This window comes from Pseudoxanthomonas sacheonensis (assembly GCF_010093305.1).
In the GTDB taxonomy this organism is placed as follows: domain Bacteria; phylum Pseudomonadota; class Gammaproteobacteria; order Xanthomonadales; family Xanthomonadaceae; genus Pseudoxanthomonas_A; species Pseudoxanthomonas_A sacheonensis.
In genome coordinates, this window is record NZ_PDWS01000014.1 from 20,235 (window position 1) to 37,783 (window position 17,549).

Annotated in this window: 19 protein-coding genes; 15 read left to right on the forward strand and 4 right to left on the reverse strand. The window is 64.1% G+C overall.

Features of this window, described 5'->3' with window-relative positions; all coding sequences use genetic code 11:
- The first annotated feature begins 110 nt into the window (after window positions 1–110).
- Both CSC73_RS12440 and asd read left to right on the forward strand, forming a co-directional pair.
- The gene (locus CSC73_RS12440; RefSeq protein WP_163840753.1) at window positions 111–764 is read left to right on the forward strand and encodes an SCO family protein; all 654 of its coding nucleotides are present in this window, start codon (window positions 111–113) and stop codon (window positions 762–764) included.
- Complete coding sequence (asd, locus tag CSC73_RS12445) at window positions 761–1,603, forward strand: archaetidylserine decarboxylase (RefSeq protein ID WP_163840754.1); 843 nt, start codon at window positions 761–763, stop codon at window positions 1,601–1,603. Before CSC73_RS12440 ends, asd begins: the two co-directional genes overlap by 4 nt.
- Window positions 1,604–1,713: 110 nt before the next feature.
- Here asd and CSC73_RS12450 read toward each other — a convergent pair whose 3' ends face one another.
- Entirely contained in the window at window positions 1,714–3,282 is a 1,569-nt protein-coding gene (locus CSC73_RS12450) for a transglycosylase SLT domain-containing protein (RefSeq protein WP_163840755.1), read from the reverse strand.
- 136 nt (window positions 3,283–3,418) lie between these two features.
- Between CSC73_RS12450 and CSC73_RS12455 the strand changes: the two genes are divergently transcribed.
- Genes CSC73_RS12455 through greB form a run of 3 tightly spaced genes read left to right on the forward strand, consistent with a single transcriptional unit; the run spans window position 3,419 to window position 5,903 of the window.
- On the forward strand, window positions 3,419–4,912 hold the full coding sequence (locus CSC73_RS12455) for a helicase HerA-like domain-containing protein (RefSeq protein ID WP_163840756.1): 1,494 nt from the start codon (window positions 3,419–3,421) through the stop codon (window positions 4,910–4,912).
- Between the two features lie 32 nt (window positions 4,913–4,944).
- Window positions 4,945–5,400, forward strand: a complete 456-nt coding sequence (locus tag CSC73_RS12460) for a hypothetical protein (RefSeq protein ID WP_163840757.1) — start codon at window positions 4,945–4,947, stop codon at window positions 5,398–5,400.
- Window positions 5,400–5,903, forward strand: a complete 504-nt coding sequence (greB, locus tag CSC73_RS12465; protein WP_163840758.1) for a transcription elongation factor GreB — start codon at window positions 5,400–5,402, stop codon at window positions 5,901–5,903. The genes CSC73_RS12460 and greB overlap by 1 nt, the downstream gene beginning before the upstream one ends.
- Window positions 5,904–5,921: 18 nt before the next feature.
- Here the strand turns inward: greB and CSC73_RS12470 are convergent, their stop codons facing one another.
- Window positions 5,922–6,536: a hypothetical protein gene (locus CSC73_RS12470; protein WP_163840759.1), complete on the reverse strand. Its 615-nt coding sequence runs from the start codon at window positions 6,534–6,536 to the stop codon at window positions 5,922–5,924.
- 243 nt (window positions 6,537–6,779) lie between these two features.
- On the opposite strand from CSC73_RS12470, the gene CSC73_RS12475 reads away from it, so the two are divergent.
- Genes CSC73_RS12475 through pcp form a run of 9 tightly spaced genes read left to right on the forward strand, consistent with a single transcriptional unit; the run spans window position 6,780 to window position 12,796 of the window.
- Window positions 6,780–7,439, forward strand: a complete 660-nt coding sequence (locus tag CSC73_RS12475) for a dienelactone hydrolase family protein (RefSeq protein ID WP_163840760.1) — start codon at window positions 6,780–6,782, stop codon at window positions 7,437–7,439.
- Entirely contained in the window at window positions 7,436–7,843 is a 408-nt protein-coding gene (locus CSC73_RS12480) for an HIT family protein (RefSeq protein WP_163840761.1), read from the forward strand. The genes CSC73_RS12475 and CSC73_RS12480 overlap by 4 nt, the downstream gene beginning before the upstream one ends.
- A complete protein-coding gene (gene pxpB, locus CSC73_RS12485; RefSeq protein WP_163840762.1) occupies window positions 7,840–8,538 on the forward strand; it encodes a 5-oxoprolinase subunit PxpB in 699 nt (232 codons plus the stop codon). Before CSC73_RS12480 ends, pxpB begins: the two co-directional genes overlap by 4 nt.
- Window positions 8,535–9,488 (forward strand): 5-oxoprolinase subunit C family protein, encoded by a 954-nt coding sequence (locus CSC73_RS12490; protein WP_163840763.1) that lies wholly within the window; start codon window positions 8,535–8,537, stop codon window positions 9,486–9,488. The genes pxpB and CSC73_RS12490 overlap by 4 nt, the downstream gene beginning before the upstream one ends.
- Window positions 9,489–9,538: 50 nt before the next feature.
- The gene (locus CSC73_RS18375; RefSeq protein WP_170299066.1) at window positions 9,539–9,712 is read left to right on the forward strand and encodes a LiaI-LiaF-like domain-containing protein; all 174 of its coding nucleotides are present in this window, start codon (window positions 9,539–9,541) and stop codon (window positions 9,710–9,712) included.
- A gap of 22 nt (window positions 9,713–9,734) precedes the next feature.
- Window positions 9,735–10,490, forward strand: coding sequence for a 5-oxoprolinase subunit PxpA (locus CSC73_RS12495; RefSeq protein ID WP_163840764.1), 756 nt, complete (start codon window positions 9,735–9,737; stop codon window positions 10,488–10,490).
- Window positions 10,487–11,191, forward strand: a complete 705-nt coding sequence (locus CSC73_RS12500; protein WP_163840765.1) for a DUF969 domain-containing protein — start codon at window positions 10,487–10,489, stop codon at window positions 11,189–11,191. The genes CSC73_RS12495 and CSC73_RS12500 overlap by 4 nt, the downstream gene beginning before the upstream one ends.
- A complete protein-coding gene (locus tag CSC73_RS12505; protein ID WP_163840766.1) occupies window positions 11,178–12,146 on the forward strand; it encodes a DUF979 domain-containing protein in 969 nt (322 codons plus the stop codon). The genes CSC73_RS12500 and CSC73_RS12505 overlap by 14 nt, the downstream gene beginning before the upstream one ends.
- The gene (gene pcp, locus CSC73_RS12510) at window positions 12,143–12,796 is read left to right on the forward strand and encodes a pyroglutamyl-peptidase I (protein ID WP_211840886.1); all 654 of its coding nucleotides are present in this window, start codon (window positions 12,143–12,145) and stop codon (window positions 12,794–12,796) included. The genes CSC73_RS12505 and pcp overlap by 4 nt, the downstream gene beginning before the upstream one ends.
- Window positions 12,797–12,889: 93 nt before the next feature.
- On the opposite strand, the gene dcd is transcribed toward pcp, so the two are convergent.
- Together dcd and apbC are read right to left on the reverse strand one after the other, a co-directional pair.
- Window positions 12,890–13,456: a dCTP deaminase gene (gene dcd / locus CSC73_RS12515; protein WP_093280459.1), complete on the reverse strand. Its 567-nt coding sequence runs from the start codon at window positions 13,454–13,456 to the stop codon at window positions 12,890–12,892.
- 78 nt (window positions 13,457–13,534) lie between these two features.
- Window positions 13,535–14,374, reverse strand: coding sequence for an iron-sulfur cluster carrier protein ApbC (apbC, locus tag CSC73_RS12520; RefSeq protein ID WP_425502315.1), 840 nt, complete (start codon window positions 14,372–14,374; stop codon window positions 13,535–13,537).
- Window positions 14,375–14,816: 442 nt separating this feature from the next.
- Here apbC and CSC73_RS12525 point away from each other — a divergent pair, with 442 nt between their 5' ends.
- The gene (locus tag CSC73_RS12525) at window positions 14,817–17,498 is read left to right on the forward strand and encodes a TonB-dependent receptor domain-containing protein (RefSeq protein WP_246197511.1); all 2,682 of its coding nucleotides are present in this window, start codon (window positions 14,817–14,819) and stop codon (window positions 17,496–17,498) included.
- Window positions 17,499–17,549: the final 51 nt, after the last annotated feature.

Below are 17,549 nucleotides of genomic sequence, written 5' to 3' on the forward strand. Positions count from 1 at the left end.
AAAGAAAACCACCGCTGCGACCTGAAGGGTCACGCCAAGAGCGTGGTTCGACAGGCTCGCCACGAACGGTTTCCAGATTTATTCAAGCCATCACCTGTGAGCTCCCGTCCATGTTCAACCGCAGAATCGGCGTCATCCTGATCATCGCCCTGGCCGCCGGCCTGGGGTTGCTGGCCGCGCAGAAATACTTCGGGACCAAGGCCGCTGGCCCGCAATGGCCTGAGACCCGAAGCATCACCATGTTCCCGCAGGCGCGCACCCTGCCCGCTTTTTCGCTGCGCCAGTCGGACGGCACCCAGCTGGCCCCGGGCGAACTGAACGGACATTGGACGCTGGTCTTCCTGGGCTTCACTTACTGCCCCGACATCTGCCCCACCACCCTGGCCGAACTGGCCCAGGCGCAGAACCAATGGAAATCGCTGCCCGACAGCACCCGCCCGCGCGTGCTGTTCGTATCGGTGGACCCCGAACGCGATACCCCCACGCGCATCGGCGAATACGCGCACGCCTTCCATGCGGACACCCTGGCGGCCACCGCCGACGTGCCGGCGCTGGAGTCGTTCGCCAAGTCGCTGATGTTCGTGTTCCAGAAAATGCCGGGCAAGGACTTCGACAAGAACCCGCAGGACTACAGCATGGACCACTCGGCCAACATCGCCGTGCTGGATCCGCAGGGGCGCATGGTCGGTTTCATCAAGCCTCCGTTCCACCCCAAGGCGATCGCCGAGGACATGGCCGCTCTGACCCTGGCAGCGCGGAAATGAGCCTGGTCACCCGTCTCACCTATCTGTTGCCGCACCGGCTGATGTCTTCGCTGGCGCGGCGGTTGGCGTATTCGTCTTCGCCGCGCACCAAGCAGTGGCTGATCGATACGGTGACGCGGAAATTCGGCGTGGATCTGAACGAGGCCGCACAGTCCGATCCCAAGGCCTACCCGACCTTCAACGCGTTTTTCACCCGTGCGCTCAAAACAGGCGCGCGCGTGCCCGATCCCGATCCGCGCGCCTTGTTGATGCCCGCCGACGGCCGCATCAGCCAGTGCGGCCCGATCCGCGACGGCCGCATCTTCCAGGCCAAGGGCCAGTCGTTCACCGCCGCCGAGTTGCTGGGCGATGCCGAAGCCGCGAAGCCTTTCGAGAACGGCCTGTTCGCCACCGTCTATCTATCGCCCAAGGACTACCACCGCGTGCACATGCCGTGGACCGGCACCCTGCGCGAAACCGTGCATGTGCCCGGCCGCCTTTTCAGCGTGGGCACGGCTGCGGTGGCCACGGTGCCGCGCCTGTTCGCGCGCAACGAGCGGCTGGTCTGCCACTTCGACACCGATTTCGGGCCGATGGCCTCGGTGATGGTGGGCGCGCTGTTGGTATCGGGCGTGGAAACGGTGTGGAGCGGCGAGGAAATTCCGCGTTACGGCGATGCGGTCACACGCAAGGATTGGCGCGGGAAGGGAATTACCTTGGAACGATTTGCGGAGATGGCACGCTTCAATTACGGATCCACGGTGATCGTGCTATTGCCTCCGGGCGTAGCAGAGCTTGCGCCTGAGTTGAGCGCCGAATCGCCAGTCAGGCTTGGACAAGTCCTGGCGCTGCGCATTTAGAGCGCCACCGGCACCTGTTCACGGAAGCCGTAGGAGCGACGTAAGTCGCGAACATTTCGCCTAGGACTTCGCGACTTACGTCGCTCCTACGACGTCCGTGTCTGGCGCGGCTATTTTTTGCAACCCTGCAACTTGATTTCCTGCCCAGGCCTCACGCTGTAGCCCGGCGCGCGCAACCCATTGGCGCGCGCCAGCTCCTTCACCTCGCATCTGAATTTCTGCGCGATCTTGCCCAGCGTGTCGCCGCGCGCCACCCGGTAGTCGCGCACCTGCTCGGCCTTGGGTTTGGCCGGCTTGGGCTCTCCGGTGGCCACGGTGGTGGGAACGCCGGGAACCGGAGTGACGTCGCCCACCGCCACGCTGCCGACCAGCGGATTGCGGACGATCGCCGACTCCACATTCGCCGTGATCAGCGTGCGGGCCAGGTCCGCGCGCGGGCCGCTGATGCAGTTGCGGTTGTAGAGGGTGGCGATCTTGGCCGTGGCTTTCATCTGCGTGCCGGCGGGAATCCACTGGTCCGGTTCGTAGCGCGGGTTGAGGTTGCGCAGTGCGCGCATGTAGCCGTCGCGCGTGCCGCCATTGCCCAGGCAGATGGTCAGTTCGTAGATCGACGCGGATTTGGCCAGTTGGAAAGCCGCGGGCTGGGCGTCGACCTTGGGGAATTCCAGCCCGTATTGCTTGGGATGCAGGAACAGCCATGCCGCCGCGATCACCATGGGCACGTAGTCCTTGGTTTCGCCCGGGAACTGGTTGTAGACCACTTCGTCCCAGAAATTGCGGTCGGCGAACTGGTTGTAGACCCGCTGGGCACGGCCTTCCCCGCCGTTGTAAGCGGCCAGCGAAAGCTCGATGCTCTTGTTGAGCGTGCCCATGCGCTCGTCCAGGTATTCGGCGCTGGCCATGCCCACGGCGGTGGGGTCGAAGCGCGTATCGAAGCCGGTGCCGTCCGGCCCCAGGCCGAAGCGGCGGCCGGTCGCCGGCATGAACTGCATCAGCCCGGCGGCGCCGGCGCGCGAACTGGCGTGCACGCGGCCGTTGGATTCCTTGGCCATGATGCCGAACAGCAGCGCTTCGGGCAGACCGTGCTTTTCCCACGACGGCCACATCAGAGGCCGCACGTATTGGTAGTTCTCGTAGCTGGTGATCAACGACACGCGCATATCGGTGAGCCAGCGCCGGATGCCGGCCTGCACGGCGGGGTTGTACTGCACCATCTTGTCGAAGGCGTGGCGCTGGTCGTTGAGCAGGCGCGCGGCGCGCGCGGCTTCGGGCATGGCGATGGTCGCCGCATGGTCGGTGCCGTCGTCCAGCAGATCCACTTCGCCTTCTTCGTCCGATGCGGAAGCTTCGGCATCCACGTTCTGCTTCAGCAGGCGCTTGTAGGCGGTGAGCATGGTGTGCACCTGGCAGCCCCGCTGCTTGAGGCAGGCGTCCATCACATCCTCCATGTCCTCCAGCGCGGCATCGCCCTCGGCGGTGCCCTTGGGATCGCTGTTGGCGCTGAGCACCAGCGCGTCCCGGTAGCGCTTCTCGGCAGCTGCCATGCGCTGGTCGAGGACTTCCAGAGCTTCCTTGTCGCGAGCCGAAACGCGTTGGGCCAGGGCCGACGGAGCAACAGAAACGAGCGGCAGCATGACCAGCAGGGGCCAGGCGCGGAACAGGAATTGTGGGCAGGGCATCAGCGAGGACGGCTACGGAAAAAAGGCAGGTTAGCTCCCGGGCGCTGCGCGGGGCAAGGTTGACAAGCGCCGCCGTTGCCCTGCGCGACAGGTTGAGCCGCTAGAATTCACGCTTCGACTCATCGCTAGGAATGACATGGACCCCATCCTGCTAGGTAAAGGCACCACCGACGATATCGCCGTCACGCTTTTGCCCAAATTCGGCAACCGCCACGGGCTGGTCGCCGGCGCCACCGGTACCGGCAAGACCGTGACCCTGATGACTCTGGCCGAAGGTTTCTCGCGCATGGGCGTGCCGGTGTTCATGGCCGACGTGAAGGGCGACGTGGCGGGATTGGCGGTGCCGGGCGACGGCAACGAAAAGATCCTGCAGCGCGCCAAAGACCTGGGCGTGGGCGATTACGCGCCCGGCGCCAGCCCGGTGATCTTCTGGGATCTGTACGGCAAGAAGGGCCATCCGGTGCGCACCACGGTCAGCGAGATCGGCTCGATCCTGCTGGCGCGCATCCTGGAGTTGAACGATACCCAGAGCGGCGTGCTGGACATCGTGTTCAAGCTGGCCGACGACCGCGGCCTGCTGTTGCTGGACCTGGACGACCTGCGTGCGTTGCTGGCGCTGGTGGCCGACGAGCGCAAGGACATCGCCACCGAATACGGACTGGTCAGCACCCAGTCGGTCGGCGCGATCCAGCGCGCGTTGTTGCGCCTGGCGCAGAACGGCGGCGAAGGTTTCTTCGGCGAACCGGCACTGGAGCTGGCCGACCTGATGCGCACCGGCACCGACGGCCGCGGCGTGATCGGCATCCTGGCCGCCGAGCAACTGATCCTCAACCCGCGCCTCTATTCCAGCTTCCTGCTGTGGCTGTTGTCGGAATTGTTCGAGCAGTTGCCGGAAGTCGGCGACCTGGACAAACCCAAGCTGGTGTTCGTGTTCGACGAAGCCCACCTGCTGTTCGACGACTCCCCGCCGGCGCTGGTGCAGCGCGTGGAGCAGGTGGTGCGCCTGATCCGCTCCAAGGGCGTAGGCGTGTACTTCTGCTCGCAGTTCCCCGACGACGTGCCCGACAACATCCTGGGCCAGCTGGGCAACCGCGTGCAGCATGCGTTGCGCGCCTTCACCCCGCGCGACCAGAAAGCCGTGCGCGTGGCCGCGGAGACCTTCGTGCCCAACCCGAAGCTCGACGTGGCCGAGGCCATTTCCAAGCTGGGTACCGGCGAAGCGTTGGTATCGACGCTGCAGGACAAAGGCATTCCCATGCCGGTGCAGCAGACCCTGATCGCGCCGCCACGCTGCCGCATGGGTTCGATCAGCGATGCCGAGCGCACCCAGGCGCGCGCCGGCAGTCCGGTCGGAATGAAATACGACACTCCGGTCAATCGCGAATCCGCATCGGAGATGCTGGCCAAGCGCGCCGAAACCGCCGCCCAGGCCGCCGATGCGCCCCCCGCCAAGGACGACCTGGAAGCGGGCGGCTTCGGCCAGTCGATCAAGGACGCCGTGTTCGGCACCAAGCGCCGCCAGGGCATGATGGAAACCATGGCCAAGCAGACCGCGCGCACCGTGGGCAGCCAGGTGGGCCGGCAGATACTGCGCGGCTTGCTGGGCGGCATCTTCGGCGGCAAGCGCTGAACACTCTCCAATCTGGAAAAGGAAACTATCGGATGAATATTTCTTTCCGCACTTTCTGCCTGCTCGCAATCACCGCCGCATTGGCCGTAGCCTGCAAACGCGAAGAACCCGCGGCCGCGCCCCAGCCCGCGACGGTGACGGCGCCGGCCGCCGCGCCCGAAGCCAACCCCGTGGACGCCACTTCCGTGGTCGACAACACGCCGGCCACCATCGAAACCGCTACGGTGGACAGCAAGGCGATCGCGGGCAGTTTCAGCGACGGCGAATCGGTCCTGGAACTGCGTGCCGATGGCAGCTACGTGCAGACGTTGAACGCCGCTGGCGTCGCCGTTTCCAGCGATGGCACCTGGAGCGGCCACGGCGGCAATGGCCTATTGCTGGATCCCAGCAGCAAATCGGCGGAAGACGTCAGCTTCGAAATCGTCTCCAACGACGAATTGCGCACCGACAAGGGCACGCGCGTTTTCAAACGCGTCGCTGGGCGGTAGTGAGCCGCTGGCGTCCGCCCGGAGAAAAAAGCACCGCCCTGATCACACGCGAGGGCCATGAACGCCTGAAGGCGGAATTGGACGATCTGTGGCGGGTACGGCGCCCTGAGGTTGTGAAAGCGCTCACCGCGGCGGCCGCCGAAGGGGACCGCTCGGAAAACGCCGAGTACCACTACCGGAAGAAGCAGCTGGGCGAGATCGACAGGCGCGTGCGCTACTTGAGCAAGCGCCTGGAGGAATTGCGCGTGGTCGATACCCCGCCCGCGGATCCGGAAGCGGTTTTCTTCGGCGCCAGCGTGGAGCTGGAGAACATCGCCAACGGCGCGTTGTCGCGTTACCGCATCGTGGGGCCGGACGAAACCGACGCCTCGCGCGGCTACATCAGCATCGATTCGCCACTGGCTAGGGCCATGCTGAAGAAGCGCATCGACGACGAGTTCGAAGCTTCCCTGCCCACCGGCATCGCCAGCTTCGCCATCATCGGCGTCGAGTACGAAAGCTGACGCTTGCGGTCGGCCTCGCTACTGATCCCAGCCCAGCGTGGTTTCCGGTGCGGGTGCGTCTTCGATGTACAACGGCGTGGTGGGCACCTTGCCGCGCGTCTCCGGTTTCTCAACGTAATCCCCCGCATCGCTCAGATCTGCCGAACGGCGGATCTGCAGGCCAGTCAGACGATTGGTGCTGATTTCCTGCCAGCCGTGCGCGTTGGTGCGGCTGTACAGCTTCACGTCGTCGCCGATCAGGCGCATGCGCTTGCTCTTGGCGTCGTAGCGGTAGCGGTAGGTCGATGAGATGGCCGTGGTGCCGCCGGTCAGCTCCTCCACCACCAGCACGCCCTTGGGCGCGCTGAGCGATGCCGGACCCAGCGCATCGACCGCCAGCGCGGTCTTGCCGGCAGGCGAATGGCCCATGTCCATTTCCTCCATGAAGCCGAACAGCACGCCGAGCACGCGCGACTCGTCATTGCGCGCGACGAAAGCGATATCGGTCAGACCGTCGGCATTCAAGTCCGCATCCAGCCGCTTTTCCAGTTCCATGCCCGGCGGTAGTTCCATGGCATTGAAGTAGTAGTCCGCCAGCAGCTTGTCATCTGGTATGAACAGTTCGGCGGCTGTCGCGCAAGTCGGAGCAGCCACGGCCCAACAAGCGCAGGCGGGCAGGAAAGCGGCACGAAAAAATATGCGGAGATATGTGCTGGCCATGGTTCCCCCTATCCAAGCGGCACCCCTGCCGCGTTGGTTAAAGGTAACGCAGATGGGCGACGGCGAGGGACATGCTGCCGGCGCGTTGGTCGCAGCAAGACGAGCCAACCGCGATACACACACGGGAGCGGACTACCGCCCTAAACTGTGGCCCTCTGCTTTTGCCTTGGAGGCCCCATGGGCGCCTGGATAGAAATCGACACGCCTCACGGACCGATCTCCGCCTGGAAAGCGTTCCCCACCGCTGCTCCGCGCGGCGCGCTGGTGGTCATCCAGGAAATCTTCGGCGTCAACGCCCATATCCGCAGCGTGGCCGACGATTTCGCCGGCCAAGGCTACGCGGTGCTGGCGCCGGCGCTGTTCGACGTGCTTGAGCCTGGAGTGGAACTGGACTACGACGCAGAGGGCATAGCCAGGGGCCGCGACCTGATCACACGATTGGGTTTGGAGAAAGCGCTGGACATGACCGCATCGGCCGCCGCCGCATTGGCCGGCCACGGCAAGGTGGGCACCGTCGGTTACTGCTGGGGCGGCACCGTCGCTCTGCTGGCCGCCTTGCGTCTGGGCCTGCCGTCGGCCAGTTACTACGGCGCGCGCAACGTGCCGTTCCTGGGCGAAACGCCGAAGGCGCCGGTGATTTTCCATTTCGGCGAACGCGATGCCTCGATACCGCCAGAAATGGTGGAAAAACACCGGCAACTGCTGCCGCAGATGCCGCTCTATGTCTACCCGGCTGGCCACGGCTTCAACTGCGATGCGCGCGCCGATTTCGAACCGCAAAGCGCCGCGCTGGCGCGCTCGCGCACACTGGCCTTCTTCGACGAGCAACTGCGATGACCGGTTTCATCCTCGACCCGCGCCTGGCCGCCGACAGCGTTTTCGTCGCCGACGGCCCGCTGTCGCAGGTGCGGCTGATGGACGATGCCCGCTTTCCCTGGCTGGTGCTGGTGCCGCGCGTGCAGGAAGTGTCGGAGTGGCTGGAACTGGACGGCGCGCAGCAGCGCCTGCTGCTGGCAGAAATCAATCAGGCCGGCAACCTGATACGTACCGAACCGGGGACGGAAAAACTCAACATCGGCGCCCTGGGCAACATAGTGCGCCAACTGCATGTGCATCTGGTCGGCCGCCACGCGGGCGATGCGGCCTGGCCCGGGCCTGTCTGGGGCAGCGGTGCGGCGCAGCGCTATCCGCAAGCTTCGCTGGATAGCCGGATCGCCTATTGGCGGCATCGGCTGGGATGAGCCAGCCGACGTTCGAGCCGTTGGCCGACAACGCACTGTTGGTGCGTTTCGGCAAGATCATCGACGCCGCGCACAATGCGCGTGCACTGGATGCCGCAAGACAGCTGCGCGAACGGAATCCATCCTGGCTGCGCGATGCCGTGCCAGCCTACGCGAGTCTGGCGGTGTTCTTCGATAGCGGCAGAATCGACGCCGCCGATCCGCATGCTTTCGTCGCGGCCCAGCTACGCGCAACGCTGCGAAACCAGGAAACCGCAACCGCGCCTATCGCAAAGATCATCGATATCCCGGTCTGTTACGAACCGGAAATGGCGCCCGATCTGGCCGAGGCGGCGAGCGAACTCGGCATCGCCGCCGATGAACTCATCCAACGTCACAGCTCCGCCAGCTACGCCGTCGCGATGATCGGTTTCGCGCCGGGGTTCCCCTATCTGCTCGGCCTGCCGGATTCCCTGGCATTGCCGCGCCTGACTACCCCGCGCACCCGCGTGCCTGCAGGCTCGGTGGCGATCGGCGGCAACCAGACGGGCATCTATCCGCGCGAAAGCCCGGGCGGTTGGCGGCTGCTGGGGCGCACGCCGCTGGTGTTGTTCGATGCCGCCCGCGCAGCGCCCGCGCTGCTGACGCCGGGCGATCAAGTGCGGTTCCAGCGCATCGATACCGCCGCTTTCGAACGCTGGTTGAAAGAACCATGAAGCCCTGGCAAGTGATCGCGCCAGGCGCACTGACTACCGTGCAGGATCGCGGCCGCGAGGGATGGCGGCATGTGGGCGTGTCGCGCGCCGGTGCGCTGGACCTCGACGCTGCGGCACTGGCCAACCGCCTGCTCGGCAACGACTCCGATGCGGCGGTGCTGGAGCTGACCCTGCAAGGCCCCACACTGAAATTGGCGCAACCCGCCAGGATCGCCATCGTCGGGGCCGCGGTCGCTGCGACATCCAATGGCCACCCCTTGCCCGGACAGCGCCCGCTTACGGTGCCTGCAGGCGAACTGAAACTGGGCGGCATCCGCGAAGGCGTCCGCGCGTGGCTGTCGGTTGCCGGCGGCTTCGACTTGCCGGTGATCCTGGGCAGCCGCAGTACCGACCTGCGTGGCGGCTTCGGAGGAAAAGAGGGACGCGCATTGCGTGCGGGCGATCTACTGCCCTTGGGCAAATCTCCGCCGACCATTACCGCAGCCCCGCAAAAGACAGCATGGTGGATCGGCGCGGACGATTACGATTGCGGCATCGCCCACCCGCTCCGCTACGTATCCAGCGGACATCCGGCCGCCGCTGCATTGGCGGAGCGGGCGTGGTCCGTGAGTGCCGATGCCAATCGCCAGGGCATCCGGCTGCGGGGACAGCCTTTGCCGAACATCCCGCACCACAACGTTTCCGAACCCGTTGCGGTGGGCTGCATCCAGTTGCCGGCCGACGGCCAGCCCATCATCCTGTTGGCCGATGCGCAGACCGTGGGGGGATACGCCCGGCTGGGATATGTGATCGCCGCGGATCTGCCGCGCCTGGCGCAGGCCGGACCCGGCGCCGTGCTCGCCTTCGCCGCGGTCGGCATCGACGAAGCCCGGCGGATCAACCTGCAGCATCGGCATCGGCAAGCCCGCACCGCCTTGGCCATCGACCGGCAGCTCGCCCGTCATCCTTGAGCCGTGACAAGCTGCATAATCCAATCACTTTCCAGCAGCCGACCCCGCCCATGAAAGCCAATCTCATTCCCGCTCTGGTTCTGATCGTGATCGGCGCGCTTTTCCTGCTCAACAATCTGGGAATCACCGACCTCAGCCTGGGTGCGGTGGTCAGAACCTGGTGGCCCGCGATCCTGATCGTGGTCGGCATCAGCTTGTTGTTCAAGAATCGCAGCGGGAAGTAGATTCCCCCGGTTCCGTATCGAGATGAGGCCCGGCATCGATTTCAATTGCGATCTGGGAGAAGGCGTCGGCGACGACGCCTCCATCCTGCCTTTCATCAGCTCGGCCAGCATCGCCTGCGGCTTCCACGCCGGAAGCCCGGAACTGATGCGGAAGACGGTGAACCTGTGCGGCGAACACGGCGTCGCCATCGGCGCGCATCCGTCTTTCGCCGACCGCGAGAATTTCGGCCGCACCGCGCAATCGATTTCGCCCGGCGACGCTTACGCCCTCACGCTGTACCAGATCGGCGCACTGGACGCTTTCGTGCGCGCAGCCGGCTTGCGCCTGAATCACGTCAAGCCGCACGGCGCCTTCTACAACCAGGCAGCGCGCGACCGCGAACTGGCCGACGCCGTCGCCAGCGCGGTGCGCGACCATGACCCGGGCCTGATTCTTTTTGGTCTGGCGGGAAGCGTCCTGACCGATGCCGGCACTGCGCTCGGCTTACAGGTCGTGCATGAAGCCTTCGCCGAACGCCGCTACGAAGCCGATGCCACGTTGACGCCGCGCAACCGCGCCGATGCCAGCATCGAGCATTCCGCCCAGGCGGCAATGCAGGTCATCGCCCTGTTGCGCGATGGCGCAATCACTGCGCGCACCGGCGAACTAATACCTTTACGTGCGGACAGCATCTGCCTGCACGGCGACCGGCCCGACGCGGCGCGCTTCGCCCGCGAACTGCGCACGGCCATAGAGAATGCGGGATTCGAAGTACGGGCACCGGAGCGTCTGCGATGAATTACTGGCCCCTGTTGGGAATCGCCGTGGTGGTGGCCGGCTTCGTGCTGCGCTTCAACCCGGTGCTGGTGGTGGTGGTCGCGGGACTGACCAGCGGCCTGCTGGCCGGCATCGCCCTGCCCGATCTGCTTGCCTTGCTGGGAACCAGCTTCGTGGAGAACCGTACCCTACTGATGTTCCTGCTGACGCTGCCCGTCATCGGCCTGCTGGAACATTACGGTCTGCGCGAACGCGCACGCGAGTGGATCGTCAGCTTCCGCGGATTGAACCTGTCGCGTTTCCAGATCGCCTATCTGGCGATGCGCCAATTGACCAGCATGATGGGCCTGACGCACGTAGCCGGTCCGGCGCAGACGGTGCGTCCCCTTTTTGCTCCGATGAGCGAAGCGGCAGCCGAACGCACCCTGGGAGCGCTGACCGATTCGGAACGCGATCAGGTGCGCGCCAGTGCGGCAGCTACCGACAACATCGGCCTGTTCTTCGGCGAAGACGTCTTCGTCGCCATTGGCGCGGTGCTGCTGATCCAGGGTTTCTACGCCCGCAACGGCATCGAACTGGAACCCATCGCCATCGCATTGTGGGCGCTGCCGACCGCCATCGCCGCCTTCCTCATCCATGCGGTCCGCCTGAAACTGCTGCAGCGGCGGCTGGAGCGCGAACGCTCCCGATCCACGCCGGAATCGGCCGATGCTGCGGATTGACTACTTCTACTGGCTGATCGGCGCTTTCCTGCTGATCACGGCCTTGTACAACCTGCGTGAAGGGCGCTATTCCACTGCCGCCTTCTGGGCGATATTGATCGGTCCCTTCGCTTTCGGCACGCAGATCCTGCAGGCCGCCAAATCGGGCGTGCAATGGCCTGCACAGGTCATGGGGGCAGGTGTGATCGCGCTCGGCGTACTGGCCGCCAGAGGTCGTCTTGGCACCGCACCCGACAGCGCCGAGGCGCGCGCACGACGCCAGTCGTTTGCGGACGTGCTGCGCAATCGCCTGTTCGTGCCCGCGCTGCTGATTCCAGCGCTCACGCTGGCGCTGTTCGTCGCCAGCAAATGGGTGCCGGGCATGGACCGGTTGATGGACCCGAAGGCATTGACATTGAGTTCGCTGGCGATCGCCAGCCTGTTCGCGCTGATTGCCGGCTTGTGGGTGACGCGCGCCCGTGCGAACGAACCTTTGGCTCAGGGACGCCGCCTGCTGGACTCCCTTGGATGGGCGGTCCTGTTGCCGATGGTGCTGGCCACGCTGGGCGGCGTGTTCGCGGCCACGGGCGTGGGCGAAGTGATCGCTTCGCTGGTCGGCCACGTGATTCCGATCGAAAGCCGCACCGCCTGCCTGCTGGCGTTCGCGTTGGGCATGGTGCTGTTCACCATCATCATGGGCAACGCGTTCGCCGCGTTCCCGGTGATGATGGCCGGCATCGGCCTGCCTCTGTTGATCCGCAAGCACGGCGCCGACCCGGCCAGCCTGGGCGCCATCGGCATGCTCACCGGCTATTGCGGCACATTGCTCACGCCGATGGCGGCCAACTTCAATATCGTGCCTGCGGTACTGCTGGAATTGAAAGACCCCTACGCGGTGATCCGTTCGCAAGCCATGACGGCATTCGCGCTCATGGCGGTCAATGTCGCGCTGATGCTGCTGTTGTGCTTCCGATGAAAAGTATTCCCACTATTCTGCTGACCGGCTTCGAGCCTTTCGACGGACAATCGACCAATCCCAGCTGGGATGCGGCAATTACCCTGCACGGAAAGCGCATCGCCGGCCATCGCGTGGTCGCACGTCGTCTTCCGGTCGCCTTCGGCGCATCGCTGAAGGCTCTTCGCGCGGCGCTCCGCGAAACCTCTCCTGCCTTGGTCGTTTGCGTGGGACTGGCAGGCGGCAGGGAGCGGATCTCGCTGGAACGCGTGGCCATCAATGTGGACGATGCGCGCATTCCCGACAGCCAGGGCCGGCAGCCGGTGGACGAAGCCATCGTCCCGGGCGGTCCGGCGGCCTACTTCTCCACGCTGCCGATCAAGTCGATGCTGGCGGGCCTGCGCGACGCAGGATTCCCCGCGGAAGTCTCCCAGACGGCCGGCACCTACGTCTGCAACCACGTGTTCTACGGCCTGATGCATGCGCTTCGCAGGCGCCGCAACATCCGCGCCGGGTTCATCCACATTCCTTATTCGCCCGAACAGGCCGCTGGTATTCCAGGGGCGTTCGGCCTTCCTGTGGAAACTGTCACCGAGGCGTTGCGTGTATGCCTGCGTATCGTCGTCACTACCACCGAAGATCAGCGTCTGGCGGCTGGCGCGGAGCATTGAATACCCTGTGTAGGAGCGGGCCCTGCCCGCGACGCTCTTGGCGGCGCACGTAGAGAGCGTCGCGGGCAGGGCCCGCTCCTACACAGGATTGGGTCAGGTACGCGGCAGGGTGACGCCGGTCTGGCCCTGGTATTTTCCGCCACGGTCCTTGTAACTGGTTTCGCAGACTTCGTCCGATTCGAAGAACAGCATCTGCGCCACGCCCTCGTTGGCGTAGATGCGCGCGGGCAGCGGCGTGGTATTGCTGAATTCCAGGGTCACATGCCCTTCCCACTCCGGCTCCAGCGGCGTCACGTTGACGATGATGCCGCAGCGCGCGTAGGTGCTCTTGCCCAGGCAGACCACCAGGGTGCTGCGCGGGATGCGGAAGTATTCCACCGTACGCGCCAGCGCGAAGCTGTTGGGCGGTATCACGCAGGAATCGGCGTTGACGTCGACGAAGCTGCCGCTGTCGAAATGCTTCGGATCGACGATGGTCGAGTTGATGTTGGTGAAGATCTTGAACTCGCGCGAGCAGCGCACGTCGTAGCCGTAGCTGGAAGTGCCGTAGCTGACGATGCGTTCGCCGTTGACCTGCTTCACCTGTCCGGGCTCGTACGGCTCGATCATGCCGTGCTGCTCAGACATGCGGCGGATCCAGCGGTCGCTCTTGATGCTCATTCGTTGTTTCCTGTGGCCGGTCGGCCGGGCGTTATGGATTCGAAGCCGCCAATTCTAGCCGAGGCGCCGCGGCCGGTCTCAGACCAGCGACGAGGCGATGGGGATCGACGCGCGCGGACGCAAGGCCAGTTGCGCGGCCATGGCGCGGGCGGTCTGCCGGTACGCCTGGGCCACCGCCGATTCCGGCGCGGCGATCACCACTGGCTGGCCGGCGTCGCCCTGTTCGCGGATGGCGATATCCAGCGGCAGCGAACCCAGCAGGGGGACGCCGTACTGCGCGGCCATGCGCTGGCCGCCGCCTTCGCCGAACAGATGTTCTTCGTGCCCGCAGTTCGAGCAGACATGCAGGGCCATGTTTTCGACGATCCCCAGCACCGGCACTTCCACTTTCTGGAACATCTTCAGCGCTTTTTTCGCATCCAGCGTGGCGATGTCCTGCGGGGTGGTGACGATGACCGCCCCCGCCACCGGGATCTTCTGCGCCAGCGTCAGCTGGATGTCGCCCGTGCCGGGCGGCAGATCGATCAACAGGTAGTCCAGATCCCCCCACAGGGTGTCGGTGAACAGCTGGGTCAGCGCCGACGTCGCCATCGGCCCCCGCCAGATCATCGGCGTGTCGGCATCGACCAGAAACCCGATCGACATGGTTTCGATCCCGAACGCCCGCATCGGCTCGATGGACTTGTTGTCCGGGCTGTCCGGCTTGCCGCTCAGGCCAAGCATGGTGGGGATGCTGGGGCCGTAGACGTCGGCGTCGAGAATCCCGACTTTTGCACCATCGGCGTGCAAAGCTAGAGCCAGATTTACGGCGGTAGTGGATTTGCCTACCCCCCCTTTACCCGAGCCCACCGCAATCACATTACGTACCCGAGCGATGGGAGCCAGGCCGGGCTGGACCGCGTGAGACTGTATCCGCAGCTTATTTTCGTCCAATTTGCTGTTATCTCCAGCTAAAAATCAATCAGATCTCATTTTCTCAGTTTCTCTAACATTTTGCTTTTACCTAAATAATCGACGCAGCGTATTTGCTGATTCACAAGTGTCATTTGATGTTATTTCACAAAATTTACACATAGCGTTAATCACGTGTTAATTTTCAGCCGTAAGGGGACGGACATTGCGACTAAGGGCGAGGGACTGCCGCAGGGTTAGTCGTTTACTTTTGATCAGACTAGGGGATTCAAGCATGTCACGAGGTATCCAAGTGTCACCCAAGCGGTGCCGTTTGAGCGCAGCGCTGCTTACCGCGATTCTATTGCCTGCTGCCGGGTCAGCATTTGCGCAGCAAGCTGACGCGAAACAAGAGGACAAGTCCCAATCGAGCAGCTCCGACAGCGCCGTCGACCTCGACAAAGTGGTCGTGACCGGCTCCCGCATCTCCCGCTCGCAGCTCGAAGGGCCTTCTCCGGTAACGGTGATCTCCACGGCGCAGATCGAAAAAGAAGGCTTCGTGTCCGTCAACGACGCACTGAAGACCATCACCCAGAACTTCGGCGCGGTGCAGAACGAGCTGAATTCAGCCGGCGGCTTCACCCCGAACGGCAGCGTGGTCAACCTGCGCGGACTTGGCCCGGGACGTACGCTACTGTTGATCAACGGTCGTCGCGCCGCCGACTACCCGTTCCCCTACAACGGACAGAGCAACTTCCAGAACTTCGGCAATATCCCAACCGCAGCGGTGGACCGGATCGAAATCCTTTCCGGCGGCGCTTCTGCGATCTATGGCTCCGACGCGGTCGCCGGCGTGGTCAACGTCATCCTGAAGACCAACTACGAAGGCGACGTACTGAAGCTGCGCACCGGCACCCTCACCACCGGCGGCGGCGACTTCGCCGATTTTCAATGGGTCGGCGGCAAGACCGGAGAAAATTGGTCCATCACCTACGCTCTCGAAAAATTCAATGACGAGACGGTGTATGCCTACCAACGCGATTTCATGGATTCACGCGCCGACAATCCGTTACCGGACGTCACCAACACCCTGCCGGCACAACCCGTGGGCACCTTGCGCATCGCGCGCAGCGCTGGCGGCACCAATTCCATTTTCACCCCTCCTGCAGGCACCTGCGAACGTTTCAACGACGAATACGTCACGCACACGTTCCGTACCGTCAACGCCACCACTGGCGTAGTGACGACCACAGGCACCACCTGCGGTTACTGGAACGATGTAGGCTATCAGTCGATCGCCAACGGCAACGACGATTGGTCGGGTTACCTCTACGGCACTTACAACTTCGACAACGGCATCGAAGCCTGGGCCAGCCTGCAGGGCTACCATTCCAAGTCGGATCTCACCGGCGGCCTGGAAACCTTCCTCGGCGCCCACATCGACGGCACCGGCACCGTCGGCACCATATTCGCGACCAATCCCGGCATCAACGCCAACGTAACCCTGCAGCGCATCTTCACCCCGCAGGAACTCGGCGGCGTGGAAGCTACGTTGCAGAAGTTCACCGAGAAATCGCTGGACGCGGCGTTCGGCCTGCGCGGCACGATCTTCGACCGATTCGATTGGGATTTCACCATCGGCCGCGCCGAGTACCAGGCCGACCGCACCCGGCCGCGTTTCGACGGTTCGGCGGTCACCGAATGGTTTCTGGGCCCACGCCTGAACACCACTGGCACCCCGCGTTACCTCATCAATCTGGACCGCTGGTATTCGCCTCTGACTCCCGAGCAATACCGCAGCCTGTCGACCATTCTCAAGTACGAAGCCAAGTCCTGGGTCAACCAGGGTAGCTTTGTGATATCCGGCGACCTGTTCAACCTGCCTGCAGGTCCGGTAGGTTTCGCCGCGACTCTGGAAGGCACGCAGCAGGGCTACAAGCTACGCTCGCCCGAAGGCATCCTGCCGACCAACCGTACCGTCTACAACCTGACCGGCACCAACGGCGGCGGCGATCGCGATCGTTATGCCATCGGTGCGGAATTCCGAGTTCCAGTCTTCAGCATGCTCGACCTGAGCCTGTCGGGACGCCTGGACAAGTACGACGACATCACCCAGGTCGATGACGCCAAGACCTGGGGCGCCGGCCTGGAATTCAGGCCTTTGGATAGTCTGTTGTTCCGCGGCAACTACTCCACCAGCTTCAAAGCGCCCGACATGCACTTCATCTACAACGAAGGCAGCGGCTCGTTCACCAATACGCTGGATACCTATCGTTGCCTCAACGCCGGCCTGACGCCCGGCACGCCTGCCTGTGCTGCGACCACCTATACCTACTCCATGTTCGCCACCAGCAGGGGCGAACCGAGCCTGGAAGAGGAAACCGGAAAATCCTGGTCGGCGGGCGTGGTCTGGGACATCATCGATGGCATGTCCGTGTCCGTGGACTACTACGATATCCGCCTGAAAGGCGCGGTCACCACGCTCAGCAGCACGTACATCATCGACGCTGAAGGCGGCTGCCGCACCGGCTTGACCCGCACGCGCCAGCCTTACCCTTATGCGCTGGATTCGGGCTTCTGCCAGGAAATCCTGAGCCGTGTGACCCGCGAAGTCGCGCCGGGCGAGCCCACCGATCGAGTGACCAATATCCGCAGCGGCCCGGTCAACCAGGCCTATCAGCGGGTAACGGGCATCGACGCCGCGTTCAAGTATCGGCTGGATACGGATCGCTTCGGCGATTTCGGCTTCGATCTGGCCTGGACCCACACGCTCAAGAGCCAGCGGCAGCCGTTCGCCACCGATGCGCTCGAAGAAGACTGGCGCGACGATCTCAGCAACTTCGACTTCCGCAGCCGCGTCCGTGGCTCGGTGGCCTGGAGCCTGGACGACTGGAGCGCCAATGTGTTCGCCACCCGTTACGGAAGCCTTCCGAACTGGCAAGAAACCGGCCGCATCGCCCCATACGTGCTGTGGAACCTCAACGTCAGCAAGCAGATCACCGAGAAGATGGAGGTTTCGTTGTTCGTGAACAACGTCTTCAACAAGTTCCACCCGAAGGACAGCGGTTTCAATACCTATCCGTACTTCTGGAGGGCCTACAGCCCGTTGGGCCGCGAGATCTCCGCACAGGTCGAATACAAGTTCAACTGAATACGTTCGATGCGTTTCCCAGAGCCCGGCGTGAGCCGGGCTCTTTTTTGG

Coding starts and splice junctions, on each gene's coding strand:
- CSC73_RS12490 (WP_163840763.1), top strand. CDS start 8,535: ATGAAGCCCTGGCAAGTGATCGCGCCAGGCGCACTGACTACCGTGCAG.
- asd (WP_163840754.1), top strand. CDS start 761: ATGAGCCTGGTCACCCGTCTCACCTATCTGTTGCCGCACCGGCTGATG.
- dcd (WP_093280459.1), bottom strand. CDS start 13,456: ATGAGCATCAAGAGCGACCGCTGGATCCGCCGCATGTCTGAGCAGCAC.
- CSC73_RS12480 (WP_163840761.1), top strand. CDS start 7,436: ATGACCGGTTTCATCCTCGACCCGCGCCTGGCCGCCGACAGCGTTTTC.
- CSC73_RS12500 (WP_163840765.1), top strand. CDS start 10,487: ATGAATTACTGGCCCCTGTTGGGAATCGCCGTGGTGGTGGCCGGCTTC.
- CSC73_RS12450 (WP_163840755.1), bottom strand. CDS start 3,282: ATGCCCTGCCCACAATTCCTGTTCCGCGCCTGGCCCCTGCTGGTCATG.
- CSC73_RS12455 (WP_163840756.1), top strand. CDS start 3,419: ATGGACCCCATCCTGCTAGGTAAAGGCACCACCGACGATATCGCCGTC.
- CSC73_RS12440 (WP_163840753.1), top strand. CDS start 111: ATGTTCAACCGCAGAATCGGCGTCATCCTGATCATCGCCCTGGCCGCC.
- CSC73_RS12460 (WP_163840757.1), top strand. CDS start 4,945: ATGAATATTTCTTTCCGCACTTTCTGCCTGCTCGCAATCACCGCCGCA.
- pxpB (WP_163840762.1), top strand. CDS start 7,840: ATGAGCCAGCCGACGTTCGAGCCGTTGGCCGACAACGCACTGTTGGTG.
- CSC73_RS18375 (WP_170299066.1), top strand. CDS start 9,539: ATGAAAGCCAATCTCATTCCCGCTCTGGTTCTGATCGTGATCGGCGCG.
- CSC73_RS12495 (WP_163840764.1), top strand. CDS start 9,735: ATGAGGCCCGGCATCGATTTCAATTGCGATCTGGGAGAAGGCGTCGGC.
- CSC73_RS12475 (WP_163840760.1), top strand. CDS start 6,780: ATGGGCGCCTGGATAGAAATCGACACGCCTCACGGACCGATCTCCGCC.
- pcp (WP_211840886.1), top strand. CDS start 12,143: ATGAAAAGTATTCCCACTATTCTGCTGACCGGCTTCGAGCCTTTCGAC.
- CSC73_RS12505 (WP_163840766.1), top strand. CDS start 11,178: ATGCTGCGGATTGACTACTTCTACTGGCTGATCGGCGCTTTCCTGCTG.